Here is a 15,920-nt window from a genome sequence, read left to right on the forward strand (position 1 = left end):
CGCCGGTCAGAACCGGAACGCCACCCGCGCTTGTAGCGTGGTCGGCTTCACGTCCAGCCCGGTGCCGTCGAAGTCCTTGAAGCGGTGGTGCAGCAACTCGCCGCCCACGGACCAGTTGTCGGTCAGCGCGTATTCCGCACCGATCCCCACCAGCCAGCCGTTGTCCTTGAAATCGGTCCCGCCGACATCGACCTTGGCATGGGCCGCGCCCACGGTGCCGTAAAGGAACCAGTCGCCGAATGTCGGACCGGCGCGCAGTTTCAGCCGGGCGAGGTCTTTCGCCTCACCCACGCCGATGTCGATATTGGCCCGGTCGTAGCTGAGTTCGCCGCCAAGCGCCCAACGGCCGAAATCATAGGTATAGCCGCCGAACAGCCCGCCTACCGCACCGTCGCCCTCGACGTCGCCGCCGATATCGCCATAGCCCAGTTGGGCGCCGACATAACCGCCGGTCCAGTTGCGATCGAGCATGGGGGCAGGGGGCAACGGCACGGCAACGGTCGGTTCCGCCACCGGCGCGACGGGGCCGCCCGCAAAGGCCGGTGCCGCCAAGGCCGCCGAGATCAGAAGCCCGGTCAGTGTCTTCATTGTATTCTCCATCGGTCGTTCCGCAGGCCACGAGTGGCGCTACAAGAACTCAAGATGGGGACGAAAGTTCCATCCGGGCGGGGCGGTCACGCGAAGATGAGCAAACTTGAACCCCTGCCCCGGCGTCAATCCGTCGCCGGCGTTCCGGCGCCGCCCCTTACGAAATCCGCGCCACCACATAGCCGGCCAGATCGTCCAGCATGCCGCGCAAGGCATGGTCCGGCGCCTCTGCCAGCGCCGCGCGGGCGGTCTCGGCCCAGTGCAGCGCGGCCGTCCGCGTCGCCTCCAGCGCGCCGTGGCGGACCATCAGCGCGCGGGCCTCTTCCAGATCGCCCTCGCGCTGGTCGCCCTTCTCGATCACCCGCACCCAGAAGGCGCGTTCCGCCGCATCCGCCCGCGCCACCGCCTTGATCACCGGCAGCGTCAGCTTGCGTTCGCGGAAATCGTCGCCGGTGTTCTTGCCGATCACCGCGGCGGTGGACCCGTAGTCGAGAAGGTCGTCCACCATCTGGAACGCGATGCCGAGCGCGTCGCCATAGCGCCGCATCGCCTCTACCTGCGGTTCCGGCGCGGCGGCGACCACGGCCCCCACTTCTGCGGCGGCGGCGAACAGCGCCGCCGTCTTGCCGCGGATGACCTTCAGATACACGTCCTCGTCCGTGCGCAGGTCCTGCGCCGCGGTCAGCTGCAACACCTCGCCTTCGGAAATCGTGGCCGATGCATCGGACAGGATCCGCAACACCCGGATCGACCCGGTTTCCGTCATCATCTGGAAGGCGCGGGCCAGAAGGTAATCGCCCACCAGCACCGAGGACTTATTGTCCCATAGCAGGTTCGCCGTGGGCCGGCCCCGGCGGCGTTCGCTTTCGTCCACCACGTCGTCATGCAGCAGCGTGGCGGTATGGATGAACTCGACCGTCGCCGCCAGCCGCACATGGTGGTCGCCCGCATGGCCGAACAGCCGCGCAGCCGCCAGCGTCAGCATCGGCCGCAGCCGCTTGCCCCCGGCCTCGATCAGATGCGCCGTCACCTCGGGGATGCGGGGGGCATGTTCGGATGCCATGCGTTCGCGGATCAGCGCGTTCACCGCCGCCATGTCGTCGGTCAGCCATGCCGCGAGGCGGTCATGCGGTTTCTGCGAAATGTCGTCCAGACCCATCACTCCCGTACCGCCCATCTCGACAAGCCCCCGGCCTGCCGGTTAACTCATGCATCATGAAGGAGCTTCTGCGCACCACGGACCCGACGATCCTGGCTTTCGCCACGGCGCTCCTTCAGGGCGAGGGTATAGAAGCCTTTCCCGTTGACGTCCACATGAGCGTGCTGGAGGGATCCATCGGTATCCTGCCCCGGCGATTGCTGGTGCGCGACGCCGATCATTTCCGCGCCCGCGCGATCCTGGCCGACAATGACATCGACCCCGGGCTGTGAACGGTTCCCCGAGGCGGAACTGACCGACGACGCCTTTCTGGGCCGGCGGTTGCAGGTGTTGCAGCCGCGCGCGGGCTATCGCGCGGCGATGGATCCGGTGCTGCTGGCGGCGGCGGTGCCGGCGCGGGCGGGGCAGGCGGTGCTGGAACTCGGCTGCGGCGCGGGGGTGGCGAGCCTGTGTCTGGGCCGCCGGGTCGCGGGGCTGGACCTCTGGGGGCTGGAACGCCAGCCCGCCTATGTCGATCTGGCCCGCCGGAACGCCGCGCGCAACGGGCTGGCGGTGCAGGTGCTGACCGGCGATCTGGCGGCGCTGCCCGGCCCCCTGCGCCGGGGGTTCGACCATGTGATGGCGAACCCGCCCTATTACGCCCCCGCCGCCGGCACCCCCGCCCGCGACGGGGGGCGCGAGGCCGCACTGCGCGAGGAAACGCCGCTGGCCGACTGGCTGGCCGTCGCGGCGCGGCGGCTGCATCCCGGCGGCTGGCTGACGGTGATCCAGGCGGCCGACCGGCTGCGCGACCTGCTGGCCGGGCTGCCGGGGACGATGGGCTCGGTCATGGTCCTGCCGCTGGCGCCGCGCGCGGGGCGGGCGGCGGGGCGCGTCATCCTTCAGGCGCGCAAGGGCGGGCGCGCGCCGCTGCGCCTGCTGGCGCCGCTGATCCTGCACGAAGGCCCCGCCCATGACGGCGACCGGGAAAACCACAGCGCGGTCCTGCGCGGGATCCTGCGCGATGGCGGCGCGCTGCCGATCCCGCCGCAGGGATGACAAAACTTCGCAGCATTCTTTCCGGCAGGGCAGGTGACACGACTCGGGAAGTGTGATGGAATCATGACACGAACAACAAGCCGATGGAGAGGAGCCTGACATGACGATCGCTTCGCACCTGCAGGAACTGCGCCGCAAGCACGAAACCCTCTCGAACCTGGTAGAGAAGGAACAGCGTACCCCCGGTGCGGATGCCCTCAAGATCGCGGAGCTGAAAAAGCAGAAGCTGCGCCTGAAAGAGGAAATCACCCGCCTCAGCGACGCCTGATCTTCCTGCGGGGCGTACTGCCGCAATAACCCCGGGCGCCACCGGCCGCGCCGCCCTCGGGCGGCGAACGACGGGTGGGTGGCGCCTGCGGTGATCGGGACCGGCCGGCCGATGTAGGGCCGGCCCCTGCCTATGGATGGGCGCCAGCCCTGTCCCACGGGGACGCCCCCGTTGCGTTGCCGATAGCCCTTGGAATTGCCGCTATCCGCCCGGGATCGGGGTTGGTGCCGATGGCGCCGGCTGCGACCCTGCGCCGCTGGAAAAGCGCCCCCGCAACCCCTACCTGAGCGCAAAGCCCCTTTGTCGACGAGTGCTCAAGATGACCGATTCCGTCAAACTCACCTGCACCACCTGCGGCCAGACCAACCGCATCCCCCGCGCGCGGCTGGCCGAATCCCCCCGCTGCGGCAGTTGCGGCGACCCGCTGGTGGCGGGCAAGGTGGCCGAACTCGACCCCGCCACGCATGACAAGGCGATCCGTGCCGACGACCTGCCGCTGCTGGTGGACTATTGGGCGCCCTGGTGCGGGCCCTGCCGGATGATGGCCCCGGAATTCGCCAAGGCGGCGAGCCAGCTTGCCCCGCAGGCGCGGCTGGCGAAGCTCAACACCCAGGACCACCCAGACATCGCCACCCGCGCCCGTATCCAGGGCATCCCGGCGCTGGTGCTCTATCACCGCGGCCGGGAAATCGCCCGCCTGACCGGCGCGCGCCCGGCGGCGGACATCGTGGCCTTCGTGCGGGCCAAGGCCCCGGCGGCGGCCTGACGGGGCGGTGGGCGCCGGGGCCAGCCCCCGGACCCCCTGGATATTTCTTTCACGGTGAAAGACGAAGGCGCGTTTCTTCGGGAAAGAAGCGGTGCAGCTTCACCTTTTCAAAAATACTCCGGGGGTCCGGGGGCTGGCCCCCGGCGCTGTCCTGAACACCGGCACCACAGGGTAGCCTATTCCCGCCGCCGCAGCCCCATCAGCCGCGCGGCGACCGGGGCGCCGGCGATGACCAGCACCATCCGCGCCAGGTGATGGGCCACGACATAGCCCAGATCCGCCCCCACCACGATCGCCAGCAGGGTCATTTCGGCCTGCCCGCCGGGGGTGAAGGACAGGAAGCCCTCGACCGGCCGCGCCAGCCCCGTCAGCACCACGATCTCGGTGAACAGCGCCGCCAGCACCGCCAGCAGAACCACGAAGGCCATGCCCTTGAGCACGGTGTCGCGCAGTTCGCGCAGGGTGACGCCGACGTAATGGACCCCGATCCCCAGGCCGAGGAACAGCTGCGCCGCCAGGATCGCCTCTTTCGGCGGGCGGACATGGATCAGGCCGGTCAGGCTCAGCACCATCGTCACCAGCATCGGGCCGAGGATCGAAGCGCCGAAGAGCCCCACCCGTTCGGCCCCCTTCCAGCCGAGCACCGCCGCCGCCGCCATCAGCGCCAGTTCCACCACCGGGATGTCGGCGGCGGGCCGCCCCACCGGGTGGGTCAGTTCCACCCCATAGGCCCCCGTCAGGATCATCGGCGCCAGTGTCACCAGCACCAGCACCCGCGTGGCATGGATCAGCGACAGCGCGCGGACATTGCCCCCGGCCTCCTGCCCGAAGCTGACCATATCCTGCAACCCGCCCGGCATCGCGGCGAAATAGGCCGTCGCCCGGTCGAAGCCGAGCCAGCGGAAGAACGGCACCCCGGTGATGCCGATCAGCGCGATATAGACCGGCACCAGCGCCAGCGATGCGGTCATCTGCGGGATCCGCCCCACCACCTCGGGCGTGATCGAGGCGCCGACGGCGACCCCCAGAACCGCCCGCGACAGCGCCGATGCGGTATCCGACGCCTCCAGCCGCGCCCCTGCCAGCGCCGCCGCCAGCCCGGCCGCCATCGGCCCGAACAGGAAAGGCAGCGGCAGGCCCAGAAGCTCGAACGCCACCGCCCCGGCGAGGGCGAGCAGGACCGAGCCGATGCGGCGGCGGGTGAAGAGGGGGGAGAGGCGGCGGCGTAGGGTCATGGTGCTGTATCGGGTATTGTATCCAGTTGTATACTGTCTACGGGCCAGCGCAAGAGCCCCCGCCCCCGCGGCACCCGGCCCGATGCGCCATGGATCCCCGGCCGGCAGAATTCCCGCCCTCCGCCCGCCCCGCCCCCGCGCGAGTGCTTGACAAGCGCCGGCCGCTGGTTCAAATACGCCGCCGTTGGGGTCGTAGCTCAGTTGGGAGAGCGCGTCGTTCGCAATGACGAGGTCAGGGGTTCGATTCCCCTCGGCTCCACCAAATCCTTCCTTCGGATCGCATGCGGGATGGTTTCTCGTTGCCGCGAACTTGCCTTCCGGCGCGGCATGTCGGGCGGGAAGCGACTTCAGCGGACGTCGGGGCGGTATGCCATGAACGCCACCCAGGGCGCGATCACAACCGCAGCAGGGCCGACAAACAACATCAGACTTCCGAAGCCATCAAAGTTGCGGCCGAAGTCGGTTGCAACATATGTCGTAGCCAGGGCGGCAACCAGCGCGGTAACGGTCCCCGACCACTGGGCGGCTTTTATTGCACCCAGTGGTTCTGCAAGAAAGATCATGCAGACCGAGAAGATCAGGGCCGAGGGTACTATCCATGCGATAAAGGCCAGCGGGATCACAAAGCCTGCCCCGACCATGGCGAGGAACGGAACCACAAACAGCATGCCCGGATCGCCGGTCGAGAAGGAGGCTGTGAGGCCCCTCGCCACGCTGCCGACAAGCAAGCTTCCGACCATCGTCGCAGAGACGAACAACAGGAAGCGCATATCCAGTCCATGCTGTCTGAGGCGCGGCATCTTGGGTGCGCTCCTTCCCGATGCGGTTCGTGCGGTCATCATACGGGAAAGACCGATGACTGCAAATTCGGTGCCGCCGGCCATCCGCCGGATGTGGGTGCCTGACTGCCGTCCCGGGCGTTGAAGCCGGGATCAAGGCGGCCACCGGCCGCTGGCCCCCGGCGCCACCTTCCCGGAAGCCGCCCTCAGCCCGCCGCGCGGATCAGGTCTGCGGCGCGTTCGGCGATCATGATGACGGCGGCGTTGATGTTGCCGCCCACCATGTCGGGCATGACCGAGGCGTCCACCACGCGCAGCCCGCCGACGCCCTTCAGCCGCAGGTCGGCATCGACCGGCGCGTCGTCCCCGATCCCCATCCGGCAGGTGCCGAGGGGGTGGTGCGCGGTGGCGGCGGTCTGGAAGATATGGGCGTCGAGTACTTCGTCGGTGATCGCCTCGCCTGCCGGGGGTGACAGTTGCGCGGCGATATGGGGGCGGATGGCGTCCTGCGCCCCGATCTCCATCATCATCCGCAGCCCGCGGCGCAGGCGGGCGAGGTCGTCGCCCGCGCTGAGGAAATCGTGGCGGATGCGCGGTTTGTCGGCCGGATCGGGCGAGGCGAGCGTGACGCTGCCGGTGCTTTCCGGCCGCAGCAGCACCGCGCGGGCGGCGAAGGCGTCGGGAAAGGGACCGCGGAAGGGGCGCAGCCAGGGCCAGGCCGCCAGCGGGCCGGCGCGGAAGATCAGCTGGATGTCGGGGATCGGTTCCTCGGGGGCGGACCGGAAAAAGCCCACCAGCCCCGCGGGCAGTTCGGTCGCGAACCCCCGCCCGCAGGCATAGGCCCCTGCCAGCGCCGCCGCGATCCCGTCCAGCCGCATCGCCTGCACGAAGGGCCCGGCCCCGGCGCGGCGGTATTCCACCGCGACCGACACATGGTCGCGCAGATTGCGGCCGACCTCTGGCGCGGGGACCAGCGTGTCGATTCCGTGGCCGGCCAGTTGCCCGGGATCGCCGATGCCCGACAGGTTCAGGATCTGCGGCGTGTTGATCGCCCCGGCGCAGAGGATGACCTCCCGCAGCGCGGTGGCGGTGTGGGTCTGGCCGCCGTGGCGATAGCGGACGCCGGTGGCGCGGCGGCCTTTGAGCAGGATGCGTTCGGTCAGGGCATGGGTCAGCACGCGCAGGCCCGGGCGGCGGCGGGCGGGGTGCAGATAGGCCACCGCCGCCGAACAGCGCCGCCCCTTGCCGATGGTCGATTGCAGCCGGGCGATGCCTTCCTGATCCGCGCCGTTGTAGTCTGCGGCGAGGGGTTGGCCCGCCGCCACGCAGGCGGCGACATAGGCGTCCAGCAGCGGATCGGCATAGCGGCTTTCGGTCGTTTGCAGCGGCCCGCCCGCGCCGCGCCATGAATCCGCGCCGCCTTCCCAGTTTTCCTGCCGGCGGAAATAGGGCAGCACCGCGTCATAGGACCAGCCGGTCAGGCCCGCCTGCGCCCAACGGTCGTAATCCGCGCGGTGGCCGCGGCAGTAGAGCATGGCGTTGATCGAGGACGACCCGCCGATCACCTTGCCGCGCGCGCATTCGATTGCCCGCCCGCCGAAACGGGGATCGGGTTCGAAGAAATACATCCAGTCGTGCAGGCGGTTGCCGAGGATCCTGCCCCACCCGAGCGGGATGTGGATGAAGGGATCGCGGTCCCACCCCCCGGCCTCGATCAGCAGCACGCGCAGGCCCGCGTCCTCGGTCAGGCGGTTGGCCAGCACGCAACCGGCAGACCCGGCCCCGATGATGATGTAGTCATAATCCGCCATGGCCTGCCGTTCCCCGCGTTTCCGGCACCGTGCTGGTCAAATTGCATAAAGTCAAGATTGACAGTCTGTCTTACAATCATGCAATCCTAGGGGGTCAGCGGGAAGGGCATCGGAATGGGCGACAGGCTGCAACATTACGTCGATGGCGCATGGCGGGACCCGCTGGCGCCGGTGCTGCTGGCGGTCGAGAACCCGGCAGACGGGTCGGTGGCGGGGCGCATCGCGCTTGGCGCCGCGGCGGATGTGGACCGGGCGGTGGCGGCGGCGCGGGCGGCCTTTCCGGCCTGGGCCGCGACGACGCCCGACGAACGCATCGCCCATCTGGCGCGCATCACCGGGGAATTGCAGGCCCGCCTGCCGGATCTGGCCGCCACCATCATGCGGGAAATGGGCGCGCCGATCACCTTTGCCCGGCAGGTGCAGGCGGATACCGCCATCGGCCATCTGCGGCAGGCGATGGCCACATTGCGCGATTTCCGGTTCGAGGAACCGGGGGACGGCTATGGCGTCGTCTACGAACCCGTCGGCGTCGCGGGTTTCATCACCGCGTGGAACTGGCCCATCAACCTGATCATGACCAAGCTCGCCTACGGTCTTGCCGCCGGTTGCACCGTGGTGCTGAAGCCGAGCGAGATCGCGCCGCTGTCGGCCTGCATCCTTGCCGATGCGATCCATGCCGCGGGGCTGCCTGCGGGGGTGTTCAACCTCGTGCAGGGGGATGGCGCGGGGGTGGGGGCGGCGATTTCGGCGCATCCGGGGATCGACCTCGTATCCTTCACCGGGTCCACCCGGGCGGGGGTACAGGTGGCCAAGGCCGCCGCCGATACGGTCAAGCGCGTGCATCAGGAACTGGGCGGGAAATCCGCCAACATCATCCTGCCCGATGCCGACCTGCCCCGGGTGGTGGAAACCGGCGTGCGCCGGGCTTTTGCCAATTCCGGCCAGTCCTGTCAGGCGCCGACGCGGATGCTGGTGCATGTGGATCAGGTGGATCAGGTGGTGGCGATCGCCGCGCGGGTGGCGGGGGCGATCCGGGTGGGGGACCCTGCGTTGCAGGATACGGAAATGGGCCCCGTCGTATCGGCGGCGCAATACGACCGGGTGCAGGCGATGATCCGAAGCGGCCTCGACGCGGGGGCGCGCATCGCGGCGGGGGGCCCGGGCAAGCCCGCGGGGCTGGAGCACGGGCATTACGTGCGGCCCACCATCTTCCACGGCGTCACCCCGGATATGGAGATCGCGCAGGAGGAGATCTTTGGCCCCGTCCTGCCCATTATCGCCTATCGCGACGAGGACGAGGCGGTCGAGATCGCGAACGGTACCCGCTATGGTCTGTCGTCCTATATCCAGTCGGCGGATGCGGCGCGGGCGATGCGGCTGGCGCGGCGGATGCGGGCGGGGCGGGCCTATGTGAACACGGTGCAGCATCACCTCGGTGCGCCCTTCGGGGGCTACAAACAGTCGGGCAACGGGCGCGAACAGGGCCCGCATGGCCTGGCCGAGTTTCTCGAGATAAAGGCGATCATCACCGCCGGCTAGGCCGCGACCGCAGCCAAGGGCGGCACGAACAACAGGCGGCGGCCCGATCCGCCGGACGACCAGCAGGAGATATGGACATGACCGCGGTTCGCAATTGCCTTGTCGTCGGCGGGGGCGTCGGGGGGCTTTCCGCCGCCATCGCCTTCGCGCAGCGCGGGGTGGAGGTGACGCTGATCGAAAAGCGCCCGGATTTCAACGTGCCGGGGGTGGGGCTGGGTCAGCCGGCCTGCGCGCTGCGGGTCTATGACAGGTTGGGGGTCCTGCCGCCGATCCTTGATATCGGGGTGCATTACGGGCACATGGATGTGTTCGACCCCGACTATAACCTGATCATGCACCACGATTTCCAGATGGGGGGCGGGGGCCTTCCGGCCTTCTGCGCGCTGGCGCGGGTGGACCTGCACCGCATCCTGCTGGACCGGGCGGTTGCGCTCGGCGTGACGATCCGCATGGCGACCGCCCTTTCCGGCATCGGCGAAGGCGACGGCCCGGCCCGTGTCACGTTCGAGGACGGCGGCACCGGGACCTATGACCTTGTGGCGGGGTTCGATGGCATCCGATCCTCGGTGCGCGACTGGATGGTGGGCGACATGTTCGGCCCGCGCCCCTCGGGCTTCGGTGCGTGGCGGATCCAGGTGGACCGCCCTTCCCATGTCACGGGGATGGAATTCCTTCAGGGCATCGGCGGCAAGGCCGGGGCGATCCCCATCGGGCCCGACCGGATGTATCTGTTCAACATCCGCCCCGAACGGTTCGACGAATTCTTTGCGCAGGCCGACATGCACCGCCTGCTGCGCGAACGGCTGGCGCAGTTCGGCGGCTATGTGCGCGAGATCGCCGACAGCCTGACGCCGCAAAGCCCCATCGTCTATGGCGCGCTGGAGCCTTTCCTGCTGCCGGGGCCATGGCACCGGGGGCGGGCGGTGGTGGGGGGCGATGCCGCCCATGTGGTGCCGCCGCACCTGACCGCGGGCGCCGCGATGGCGGCCGAGGATGCCTGGGCGCTGGCCCGCGCGGTGCTGGACGGCGAGGGGGGGATAGAGGACCGGCTGGCCGCCTACGGGCGCGCGCGCTTTGCCCGCAACGCCTTTGTCTACAGCTTCGCCCGCGACTGGCTGGCCGCAGAACAGGCGGTGGACAGCCCCGCCGCCCTTGCCGCCGCCGCCGCCGAAATGCGGCGCAACGGATCGCGCCGGATCGCGGTGGCGGACCGTTTCCTCGAAGACAACCCCCTGTGACGGAGGCCCTGATGAGCCTGATCAAAACCCGCGACGGCGATGTCCTGACGCTGAGCCTCGACCGCCCCGAGGCGGGCAACCGCATCGACCCGGCGCTGCTGGCGGCGCTGACGGCGGAATATGAAGGTGCCCGCCCGCTGGAAGGCGGTCCCGCGGTGATCGTGCTGACGGCGGAGGGGCCGGATTTCTCGCTCGGCCGGCAGCGGCCGGAACGGCAGTCGGCGGACCCGCTGGATGTGGTGGCGGAGTTTTCGGCCATCCAGCGGCTGAACGAGGCGGTGCAGCACTGCCGCGCCGTCACCATCGCCGCCGTGCAGGGCCGGTGCGAGGGCGCGGGCCTGTCGCTGGCGGGGCGCGCCGACATCGCGCTGATGGCCGAGGATGCGCGGGTCGGCTTTCCCGAAATCCCCCACGGCATCCCGCCGACCATCGTGCTGAGCCACTACCGCTATGTCCTGCCGCGCAACCTTCTGGGCGACCTGATCTTCACCGGGCGCGAACTGACCGGGGCGGAGGCCGTGGGCGCGGGTCTTGCCGCCCGTGCGGTGCCGGCGGCGGACCTGCTGGCCACGGCGCAGGCCATGGCGGCAGAGGTGGCGGGCCATGACCGCCGGTCCATCGCGCTGGTCAAGGAGTTCCTGAAACGCACCGAGGGCCTGCCCGCGCCGCTGGCCCCCGCGCTCGGTATCTCGCTTTACGCCAACGAGATCTCGCACCGGATCCTGTCGAAGGGCTGACCGCGCCTGCGGGACGGTAAGGGAAAAGGCCCCGGGGTTTCCGGGGCCTTTCGTTTTGGGGTCGGGTTCGGCGCGACATCCAACCCTTCCACCGGGCTGGCGAAGGCGCGTGCCTTCGCCATATCCTGCGGGTTCCGCTGCCCCGGCCGGGGGCCCCAAGCCCCCGGCCAGCGCCCGCCCCGCCCATGGCGGGCGCTACTCGCCCGCCGGGGCAGGCGCTGGCCTCTCCTTTTCGCGTGTGTCCACCGTTTCCAATGGCACCGCCGCGCGAACGGGCGGGGGAAACGCAGTGCGTTTCCTGATCCCGCCCGGCCCGGCCGTGGGGCCCGGCTGCCCTACTGCGTCAGCCCCATGATGAAGCCCACGGGAACGGTGGTCAGTTCCGGGATATAGGTGATCAGGCCCAGGACGATCAGGTAGATCACCAGGAACGGCAGGACGCCGCGGTAAAGCTCGCCCAAAGGTATCTTGAACAGGGCGTTCGCCGCGAACAGGTTGATGCCGAAGGGCGGCAGGAACATCCCGATGGCAAGGTTGATCGTCACCACCAGCCCGAAATGGATCGGGTCGATGCCCGCGGCCTGCACCACCGGCGCCAGCAGCGGCACGAGGATCAGGATCGCCGGCGGCGGGTCCAGAAGGCTGCCCACCAGCAGCAGCACCACGTTGAAGATCAGCAGCATCGCCCAGACCGACAGGTTCATCCCCTGGATCAGCGCCATGAACTTCTGCGGCAGGCCAGAGGTCGTGACCAGCCAGCCGAAGGCGCTCGACGCCGCGACCAGCAGCATGATCTGCGCCACCAGCACGCTGGAACTGGTCGCGATGCGCCAGATGTCGGCCCAGCTGAGTTCCTTGTAGATGAATACCGACACGATGATGGAATAGGTGCAGGCGATGCCCGCGGCCTCGGTCGGGGTGAAAATGCCGCCGTAGATCCCGCCGAGGATCAGCACCGGCGCGAACATCGCCCAAGTGCTGTCGCGCAGCGCCCCCAGCACCACCGGCAGTTGCGGCCGGGCCGACCGCACCGTCCCCATGACCGAGGCGCGCACCATCACGTAAAGCGACAGCAGCGCCGCGATCATGATCCCCGGCACGACACCAGCCACGAACAGCTGCGTCACCGACACCTGCGCGGTGATGCCATAGAGGATCATGGCGATGGAGGGCGGGATGATGATGTCGATCACGCCGGTGGCGGCGATCAGGCTGCCGGAAAACCGCCGGCCATAGCCCTGTTCGATCAGCGTCGGCACCGTCAGCCGGCCGATCGCGGCGACACAGGCCACCGAAGACCCCGACATGGCGCCAAAGACAGAGGCCGACCCGATCGCCGCGACCCCCATCGACCCCGGGATCCCGCCCACCAGCGACAGGATCAGCCGGATCAGCCGCCGCGCGATGCCCCCCTGCGCCATCACGTCGCCGGCAAAGATGAACAGCGGGATCGCCAGCATCGGAAAGCTGTCGAGCCCGCCGAAGATGCTGGTATGGATGATGCGCAGGTCGGCGGTGCCGAGATGGTTGATCCCGAGCGCGGTGACGGCCAGCAGGATGATGAAGATCGGCACCCCCGCCACCGTCAGCAGCAGCGGCAATGCAGCAAAGATGGCGCCGATCATAGGGCCTGTTCCTCTTCGGTATAGTCCACTGGCGGCGGCAGGGGATCGCGCGACAGAAGCCGCAGCATCAGCATCAGCGCGATGAGGTAGAGCCCCACCATCACGATGCCCTGCGGCACCCACATCGGAATCCCGAGCGCCTCCGATTTCTGGTTGTAGCGCCAGAGCCGTTCCACCACCCGCTGCGACTGGGTGGCGAACAGCACCAGCAGCGCCGCCGACCCCACCGAGGTCGCGACGACGATGACGCGCTGCGCCGTTGCGGGCAGGCTGCGCAACATCAGGTCCAGCTTGAGGTGCAGGCCCATCCATGTCACCGACGCCGAACCGGCGAAGACGACGAGGATCATCAGATAGACCATCGCCTCTTCGGCCCAGCTGAAGGCGTGGTTGAACAGATAGCGGCTGCCCGCATTCAGCGTGCAGATCAGCGTGATGATCACCAGCGCGGCGCCGGCGACCTGCTTGCAAAGCGTCGACAGAAAGTCCCCGATGCGCAGGACCAGCGCCGGAAAGGCCGGTGTCGCGGCGGGGACGGTCTTGTCTGATCTTCGGGCATCAGACATCGTGGGCTCCCTGTGTCTTGTCTCGTTCAATGTGCGCTGGCGTCGAAGGTCTGCATCAGCGTGCTTTTCGCGACGCGGGCCTTGCGGATGGTGGCGGGGGTGTTGCGGCTGCGCCCGACGAAACGCGGCACCCCGCCCGAAACCACCGCGCCGATGGCGGGCACGTCGCCGTTGCGCAGCCCCGACAGCGCGTCGGATTGCGAACCGCCGTCGCAGGCGTCGATCAGCACCACATCGCCGTCGCGCCCGGGGGCCAGCAGGCCGGAATTGCGCCGGTAGACGCGGGCGTTGTTGCCCGTGGCCGCCGCGATCCCCAGTTCGGGGTCGAGCCCGCCGAGCGCGGCGAGATGGGATATGGTGTACCACATGCCGAGCGGCATGATCCCGCTGCCGGTCGGCGTGTCGGTCGCGATCAGCAGGCGGGGCAGTTCGCCCTTTTCCGCCAGCAGCCGCGTGACCAGCAGCGCCGTGCGCAGGTTGCCGGCGGTGCACAGTTGCAGCGCCATGCCGCTTTCGTTCACAAGCCGGGCGAATCCCGCCTCGGGGATCGCCGTCGGGCCGCCGTTGACGTGATAGGATACGTCGGGGTCGATCTTCAGCAGATGTTCGGCCCAGATCCCGCCCGATCCGGGGATGGACGATCCGCCCGTATGCACCATGGCGATCATGCCGTGCCGCCGCGCCGCCTGCACCAGCGGCGCATATTCCGAAGGGTCGCCGAAGGCGCCGAAGCCCGCCTTGACCATCCACAGCCCCTGCGCCGCCACCTCGGCCAGGTCGGCCTCTGTCAGGCCGGGTTCGAGGATCAGCGACCCGGCCCAGACCCGCATGCCGCCGGGCCGGAAGGTTTCGAAACATTTCATCGCCGCCAGCGCCAGCGCCTTGACGCCCGCCGGGTCCTTGGGCCGGCCGGGCACATGGACCTCTGACGCGGAAATCGCGGTGGTCACGCCGCCGTGGACATAGCTTTCCAGAAAGCCCACGGTTTTCTGCCGGGGCGTGTAGTCGCCGAAGGTGATGTGCACATGGCTGTCGATCAGCCCGGGGCAGGCCATCATGCCGTCGGCGTCGATGATGACGTCGCAGCCCTCGACCTCTGCCGCGCTGGCGGTGCCGACGGCGGTGATCAGGCCGTCCTGCATGACGATCGTGTCGCCCGTGCCGACCGGCGCGGCGATGTCGCCGCTGAGGATGCGGCCGATGTTGGTGATGGCTACTTTCATCCGCGATGTCTTTCTTTCTGCCCCGGTTCCGGCGGGCCGCGCGGCGGGCTTGCGCGCCGTCCAGAATGCGCCGTCAAAAACCAGATTGACTTATCGTCAGACGATATGTCAATCTTCAATTGTAAGGCGCTTCTGCCCGCCTGCCACCCTTTGGGCCGCCTCGGGCGACCATAACGGCGGCAGGACCGGCCCGCACGAAGCCTTTGCGCAAATCCTGTGCGGTGCAGGGGAACGCACGCCGGATGCCCGGTGCAGAACAAGAACGCCGCCAGCCTGACCGACCAGCCAACAGAGAGAGTGCAGAGAGACCATGAAACGCAGAAATTTCCTCGCCGCTGCGGTGGTTGCCGCGGGCAGCCTTTGCCTTCCGTCCGTGGCCCTGGCGCAAGAGCCCTTCGTGATGAAGCTCGGCACCGGCACGCTGAACGATTCGCAGCACGAATGGATGAACACCTTCGCCCGGATCCTCGGCGACAAAAGCGGGGGCCGGATCAAGGTGGAGGTCTATCCGGCCAGCCAGCTCGGCGCCTCGGGGCGGATGATCGAACAGACGCAGATGAACCTGATCCAGGGCGTCGTCACGCCGCCCGAATTCCTGGCCGGTATCGACAGCCGTTTCCAGGCGCTGGCCGCGCCGGGCCTGTTCGATGACTTGGCCCATACGCAGCGCACGCTGGACGACCCGGAATTCAACACCGCCTTTCTGGCCCTTGGCGCCGATCAGGGGCTGATGGGGATCGGCCTGTTCATTTCGGGCCCCACGGCCTTTGCGTCCAAGCACCCCTGGGTGAAGCCCGAGGATTTCGCCGGATCCAAGATCCGCGTCGGCGCCGCCGATCTGCAGATGGCGCAGGTGCGCGCGCTTGGCGGCACGCCCATCCCGATGCCGCCGAGCGAGGTTCTGCCCGCGCTGCAACAGGGCACGCTCGACGGGGTGCTGAGCTGCATCCCGGTGCTGGAGGGTCTGGGCTACATGGACGGCGCGAAATATTTCATCGAGACGAACCACGGCGTCATCGCCTCCATCGCCGCGATCTCGCGCGATTTCTACGAGGAACTTCCCGCCGATCTTCAGCCGATGGTGATCGAGGCCGGGCGCGAGGCGACGACGCAGGTCTATGACTATTCGCTGTCGGACATCGAACAGTCCAAGAAGGACTGGGTGGCCAAGGGCGGCGAGGTGGTGGAACTGACCGCCGACCAGCGCAAGGCGCTGATGGAGGTGCTGTTGCCGGTCGGCCCGCAGGTCACGCAGGGCGATGCGAACCTGAACGCCACCTACGAACTGCTCAAGGCCGCGATCGAACGCGCGCGGCAGGGCTGAGGCAGGGCCGGGCAGGGCGCGGGC

Annotated in this window: 16 protein-coding genes and 1 tRNA gene; 9 read left to right on the forward strand and 8 right to left on the reverse strand. The window is 68.8% G+C overall.

Features of this window, described 5'->3' with window-relative positions; all coding sequences use genetic code 11:
* Positions 1-6: 6 nt before the first annotated feature.
* Together RGD00_RS12305 and RGD00_RS12310 are read right to left on the reverse strand one after the other, a co-directional pair.
* Positions 7-588 carry an outer membrane protein gene (locus RGD00_RS12305; RefSeq protein WP_310457630.1) on the reverse strand — a complete coding sequence of 194 codons (582 nt, stop codon included), beginning with the start codon at positions 586-588 and terminating at the stop codon, positions 7-9.
* A 157-nt stretch (positions 589-745) separates the two neighbouring features.
* On the reverse strand, positions 746-1,747 hold the full coding sequence (locus RGD00_RS12310; protein ID WP_310457705.1) for a polyprenyl synthetase family protein: 1,002 nt from the start codon (positions 1,745-1,747) through the stop codon (positions 746-748).
* A gap of 56 nt (positions 1,748-1,803) precedes the next feature.
* Here RGD00_RS12310 and RGD00_RS12315 point away from each other — a divergent pair, with 56 nt between their 5' ends.
* The 4 genes from RGD00_RS12315 to trxC all read left to right on the forward strand — a co-directional run bounded on the left by RGD00_RS12315 (position 1,804) and on the right by trxC (position 3,819).
* Positions 1,804-2,019, forward strand: a complete 216-nt coding sequence (locus RGD00_RS12315; protein WP_310457631.1) for a putative signal transducing protein — start codon at positions 1,804-1,806, stop codon at positions 2,017-2,019.
* Positions 1,997-2,785, forward strand: a complete 789-nt coding sequence (locus RGD00_RS12320) for a tRNA1(Val) (adenine(37)-N6)-methyltransferase (protein WP_310457632.1) — start codon at positions 1,997-1,999, stop codon at positions 2,783-2,785. Before RGD00_RS12315 ends, RGD00_RS12320 begins: the two co-directional genes overlap by 23 nt.
* A 100-nt stretch (positions 2,786-2,885) precedes the next feature.
* The gene (locus RGD00_RS12325; protein ID WP_310457633.1) at positions 2,886-3,053 is read left to right on the forward strand and encodes a YdcH family protein; all 168 of its coding nucleotides are present in this window, start codon (positions 2,886-2,888) and stop codon (positions 3,051-3,053) included.
* Between the two features lie 319 nt (positions 3,054-3,372).
* Positions 3,373-3,819 (forward strand): thioredoxin TrxC, encoded by a 447-nt coding sequence (gene trxC / locus RGD00_RS12330; protein ID WP_310457634.1) that lies wholly within the window; start codon positions 3,373-3,375, stop codon positions 3,817-3,819.
* A gap of 176 nt (positions 3,820-3,995) precedes the next feature.
* Here trxC and RGD00_RS12335 read toward each other — a convergent pair whose 3' ends face one another.
* Positions 3,996-5,054 carry an AbrB family transcriptional regulator gene (locus RGD00_RS12335; protein ID WP_310457635.1) on the reverse strand — a complete coding sequence of 353 codons (1,059 nt, stop codon included), beginning with the start codon at positions 5,052-5,054 and terminating at the stop codon, positions 3,996-3,998.
* 186 nt (positions 5,055-5,240) lie between these two features.
* On the opposite strand from RGD00_RS12335, the gene RGD00_RS12340 reads away from it, so the two are divergent.
* Positions 5,241-5,316: transfer RNA gene (locus RGD00_RS12340), tRNA-Ala, on the forward strand.
* Positions 5,317-5,401: 85 nt separating this feature from the next.
* Here the strand turns inward: RGD00_RS12340 and RGD00_RS12345 are convergent.
* Complete coding sequence (locus RGD00_RS12345) at positions 5,402-5,938, reverse strand: hypothetical protein (protein ID WP_310457636.1); 537 nt, start codon at positions 5,936-5,938, stop codon at positions 5,402-5,404.
* Positions 5,939-6,039: 101 nt separating this feature from the next.
* The gene (locus RGD00_RS12350) at positions 6,040-7,644 is read right to left on the reverse strand and encodes a GMC family oxidoreductase (protein ID WP_310457637.1); all 1,605 of its coding nucleotides are present in this window, start codon (positions 7,642-7,644) and stop codon (positions 6,040-6,042) included.
* A 114-nt stretch (positions 7,645-7,758) separates the two neighbouring features.
* On the opposite strand from RGD00_RS12350, the gene RGD00_RS12355 reads away from it, so the two are divergent.
* The 3 genes from RGD00_RS12355 (at position 7,759) to RGD00_RS12365 (ending at position 11,158) form a co-directional block, all read left to right on the forward strand.
* Positions 7,759-9,183, forward strand: coding sequence for an aldehyde dehydrogenase family protein (locus RGD00_RS12355; RefSeq protein ID WP_310457638.1), 1,425 nt, complete (start codon positions 7,759-7,761; stop codon positions 9,181-9,183).
* A 77-nt stretch (positions 9,184-9,260) separates the two neighbouring features.
* Positions 9,261-10,421 (forward strand): FAD-dependent monooxygenase, encoded by a 1,161-nt coding sequence (locus RGD00_RS12360; RefSeq protein ID WP_310457639.1) that lies wholly within the window; start codon positions 9,261-9,263, stop codon positions 10,419-10,421.
* Positions 10,422-10,432: 11 nt separating this feature from the next.
* Positions 10,433-11,158 (forward strand): enoyl-CoA hydratase/isomerase family protein, encoded by a 726-nt coding sequence (locus tag RGD00_RS12365; protein WP_310457640.1) that lies wholly within the window; start codon positions 10,433-10,435, stop codon positions 11,156-11,158.
* 335 nt (positions 11,159-11,493) lie between these two features.
* Here the strand turns inward: RGD00_RS12365 and RGD00_RS12370 are convergent, their stop codons facing one another.
* Genes RGD00_RS12370 through RGD00_RS12380 form a run of 3 tightly spaced genes read right to left on the reverse strand, consistent with a single transcriptional unit; the run spans position 11,494 to position 14,572 of the window.
* Positions 11,494-12,783 carry a TRAP transporter large permease gene (locus tag RGD00_RS12370; protein ID WP_310457641.1) on the reverse strand — a complete coding sequence of 430 codons (1,290 nt, stop codon included), beginning with the start codon at positions 12,781-12,783 and terminating at the stop codon, positions 11,494-11,496.
* Positions 12,780-13,349, reverse strand: a complete 570-nt coding sequence (locus RGD00_RS12375) for a TRAP transporter small permease (RefSeq protein WP_310457642.1) — start codon at positions 13,347-13,349, stop codon at positions 12,780-12,782. Before RGD00_RS12375 ends, RGD00_RS12370 begins: the two co-directional genes overlap by 4 nt.
* A 26-nt stretch (positions 13,350-13,375) precedes the next feature.
* A complete protein-coding gene (locus tag RGD00_RS12380) occupies positions 13,376-14,572 on the reverse strand; it encodes an amidohydrolase family protein (RefSeq protein WP_310457643.1) in 1,197 nt (398 codons plus the stop codon).
* A 310-nt stretch (positions 14,573-14,882) separates the two neighbouring features.
* Here RGD00_RS12380 and RGD00_RS12385 point away from each other — a divergent pair, with 310 nt between their 5' ends.
* The gene (locus RGD00_RS12385) at positions 14,883-15,896 is read left to right on the forward strand and encodes a TRAP transporter substrate-binding protein (RefSeq protein WP_310457644.1); all 1,014 of its coding nucleotides are present in this window, start codon (positions 14,883-14,885) and stop codon (positions 15,894-15,896) included.
* The last annotated feature ends 24 nt before the right edge of the window (positions 15,897-15,920 follow it).

It is taken from the genome of Ruixingdingia sedimenti (genome assembly GCF_031432425.1).
Taxonomy (GTDB): Bacteria; Pseudomonadota; Alphaproteobacteria; order Rhodobacterales; family Rhodobacteraceae; genus Ruixingdingia; species Ruixingdingia sedimenti.

Excerpts from the sequence above, each read along its gene's own strand:
- RGD00_RS12360 (WP_310457639.1), top strand. The coding sequence starts at position 9,261 with ATGACCGCGGTTCGCAATTGCCTTGTCGTCGGCGGGGGCGTCGGGGGG.
- RGD00_RS12350 (WP_310457637.1), bottom strand. The coding sequence starts at position 7,644 with ATGGCGGATTATGACTACATCATCATCGGGGCCGGGTCTGCCGGTTGC.
- RGD00_RS12355 (WP_310457638.1), top strand. The coding sequence starts at position 7,759 with ATGGGCGACAGGCTGCAACATTACGTCGATGGCGCATGGCGGGACCCG.
- RGD00_RS12345 (WP_310457636.1), bottom strand. The coding sequence starts at position 5,938 with ATGGCCGGCGGCACCGAATTTGCAGTCATCGGTCTTTCCCGTATGATG.
- RGD00_RS12325 (WP_310457633.1), top strand. The coding sequence starts at position 2,886 with ATGACGATCGCTTCGCACCTGCAGGAACTGCGCCGCAAGCACGAAACC.
- RGD00_RS12370 (WP_310457641.1), bottom strand. The coding sequence starts at position 12,783 with ATGATCGGCGCCATCTTTGCTGCATTGCCGCTGCTGCTGACGGTGGCG.
- trxC (WP_310457634.1), top strand. The coding sequence starts at position 3,373 with ATGACCGATTCCGTCAAACTCACCTGCACCACCTGCGGCCAGACCAAC.
- RGD00_RS12375 (WP_310457642.1), bottom strand. The coding sequence starts at position 13,349 with ATGTCTGATGCCCGAAGATCAGACAAGACCGTCCCCGCCGCGACACCG.
- RGD00_RS12320 (WP_310457632.1), top strand. The coding sequence starts at position 1,997 with ATGACATCGACCCCGGGCTGTGAACGGTTCCCCGAGGCGGAACTGACC.
- RGD00_RS12310 (WP_310457705.1), bottom strand. The coding sequence starts at position 1,747 with ATGGGTCTGGACGACATTTCGCAGAAACCGCATGACCGCCTCGCGGCA.
- RGD00_RS12315 (WP_310457631.1), top strand. The coding sequence starts at position 1,804 with ATGAAGGAGCTTCTGCGCACCACGGACCCGACGATCCTGGCTTTCGCC.
- RGD00_RS12385 (WP_310457644.1), top strand. The coding sequence starts at position 14,883 with ATGAAACGCAGAAATTTCCTCGCCGCTGCGGTGGTTGCCGCGGGCAGC.
- RGD00_RS12380 (WP_310457643.1), bottom strand. The coding sequence starts at position 14,572 with ATGAAAGTAGCCATCACCAACATCGGCCGCATCCTCAGCGGCGACATC.
- RGD00_RS12305 (WP_310457630.1), bottom strand. The coding sequence starts at position 588 with ATGAAGACACTGACCGGGCTTCTGATCTCGGCGGCCTTGGCGGCACCG.
- RGD00_RS12365 (WP_310457640.1), top strand. The coding sequence starts at position 10,433 with ATGAGCCTGATCAAAACCCGCGACGGCGATGTCCTGACGCTGAGCCTC.
- RGD00_RS12335 (WP_310457635.1), bottom strand. The coding sequence starts at position 5,054 with ATGACCCTACGCCGCCGCCTCTCCCCCCTCTTCACCCGCCGCCGCATC.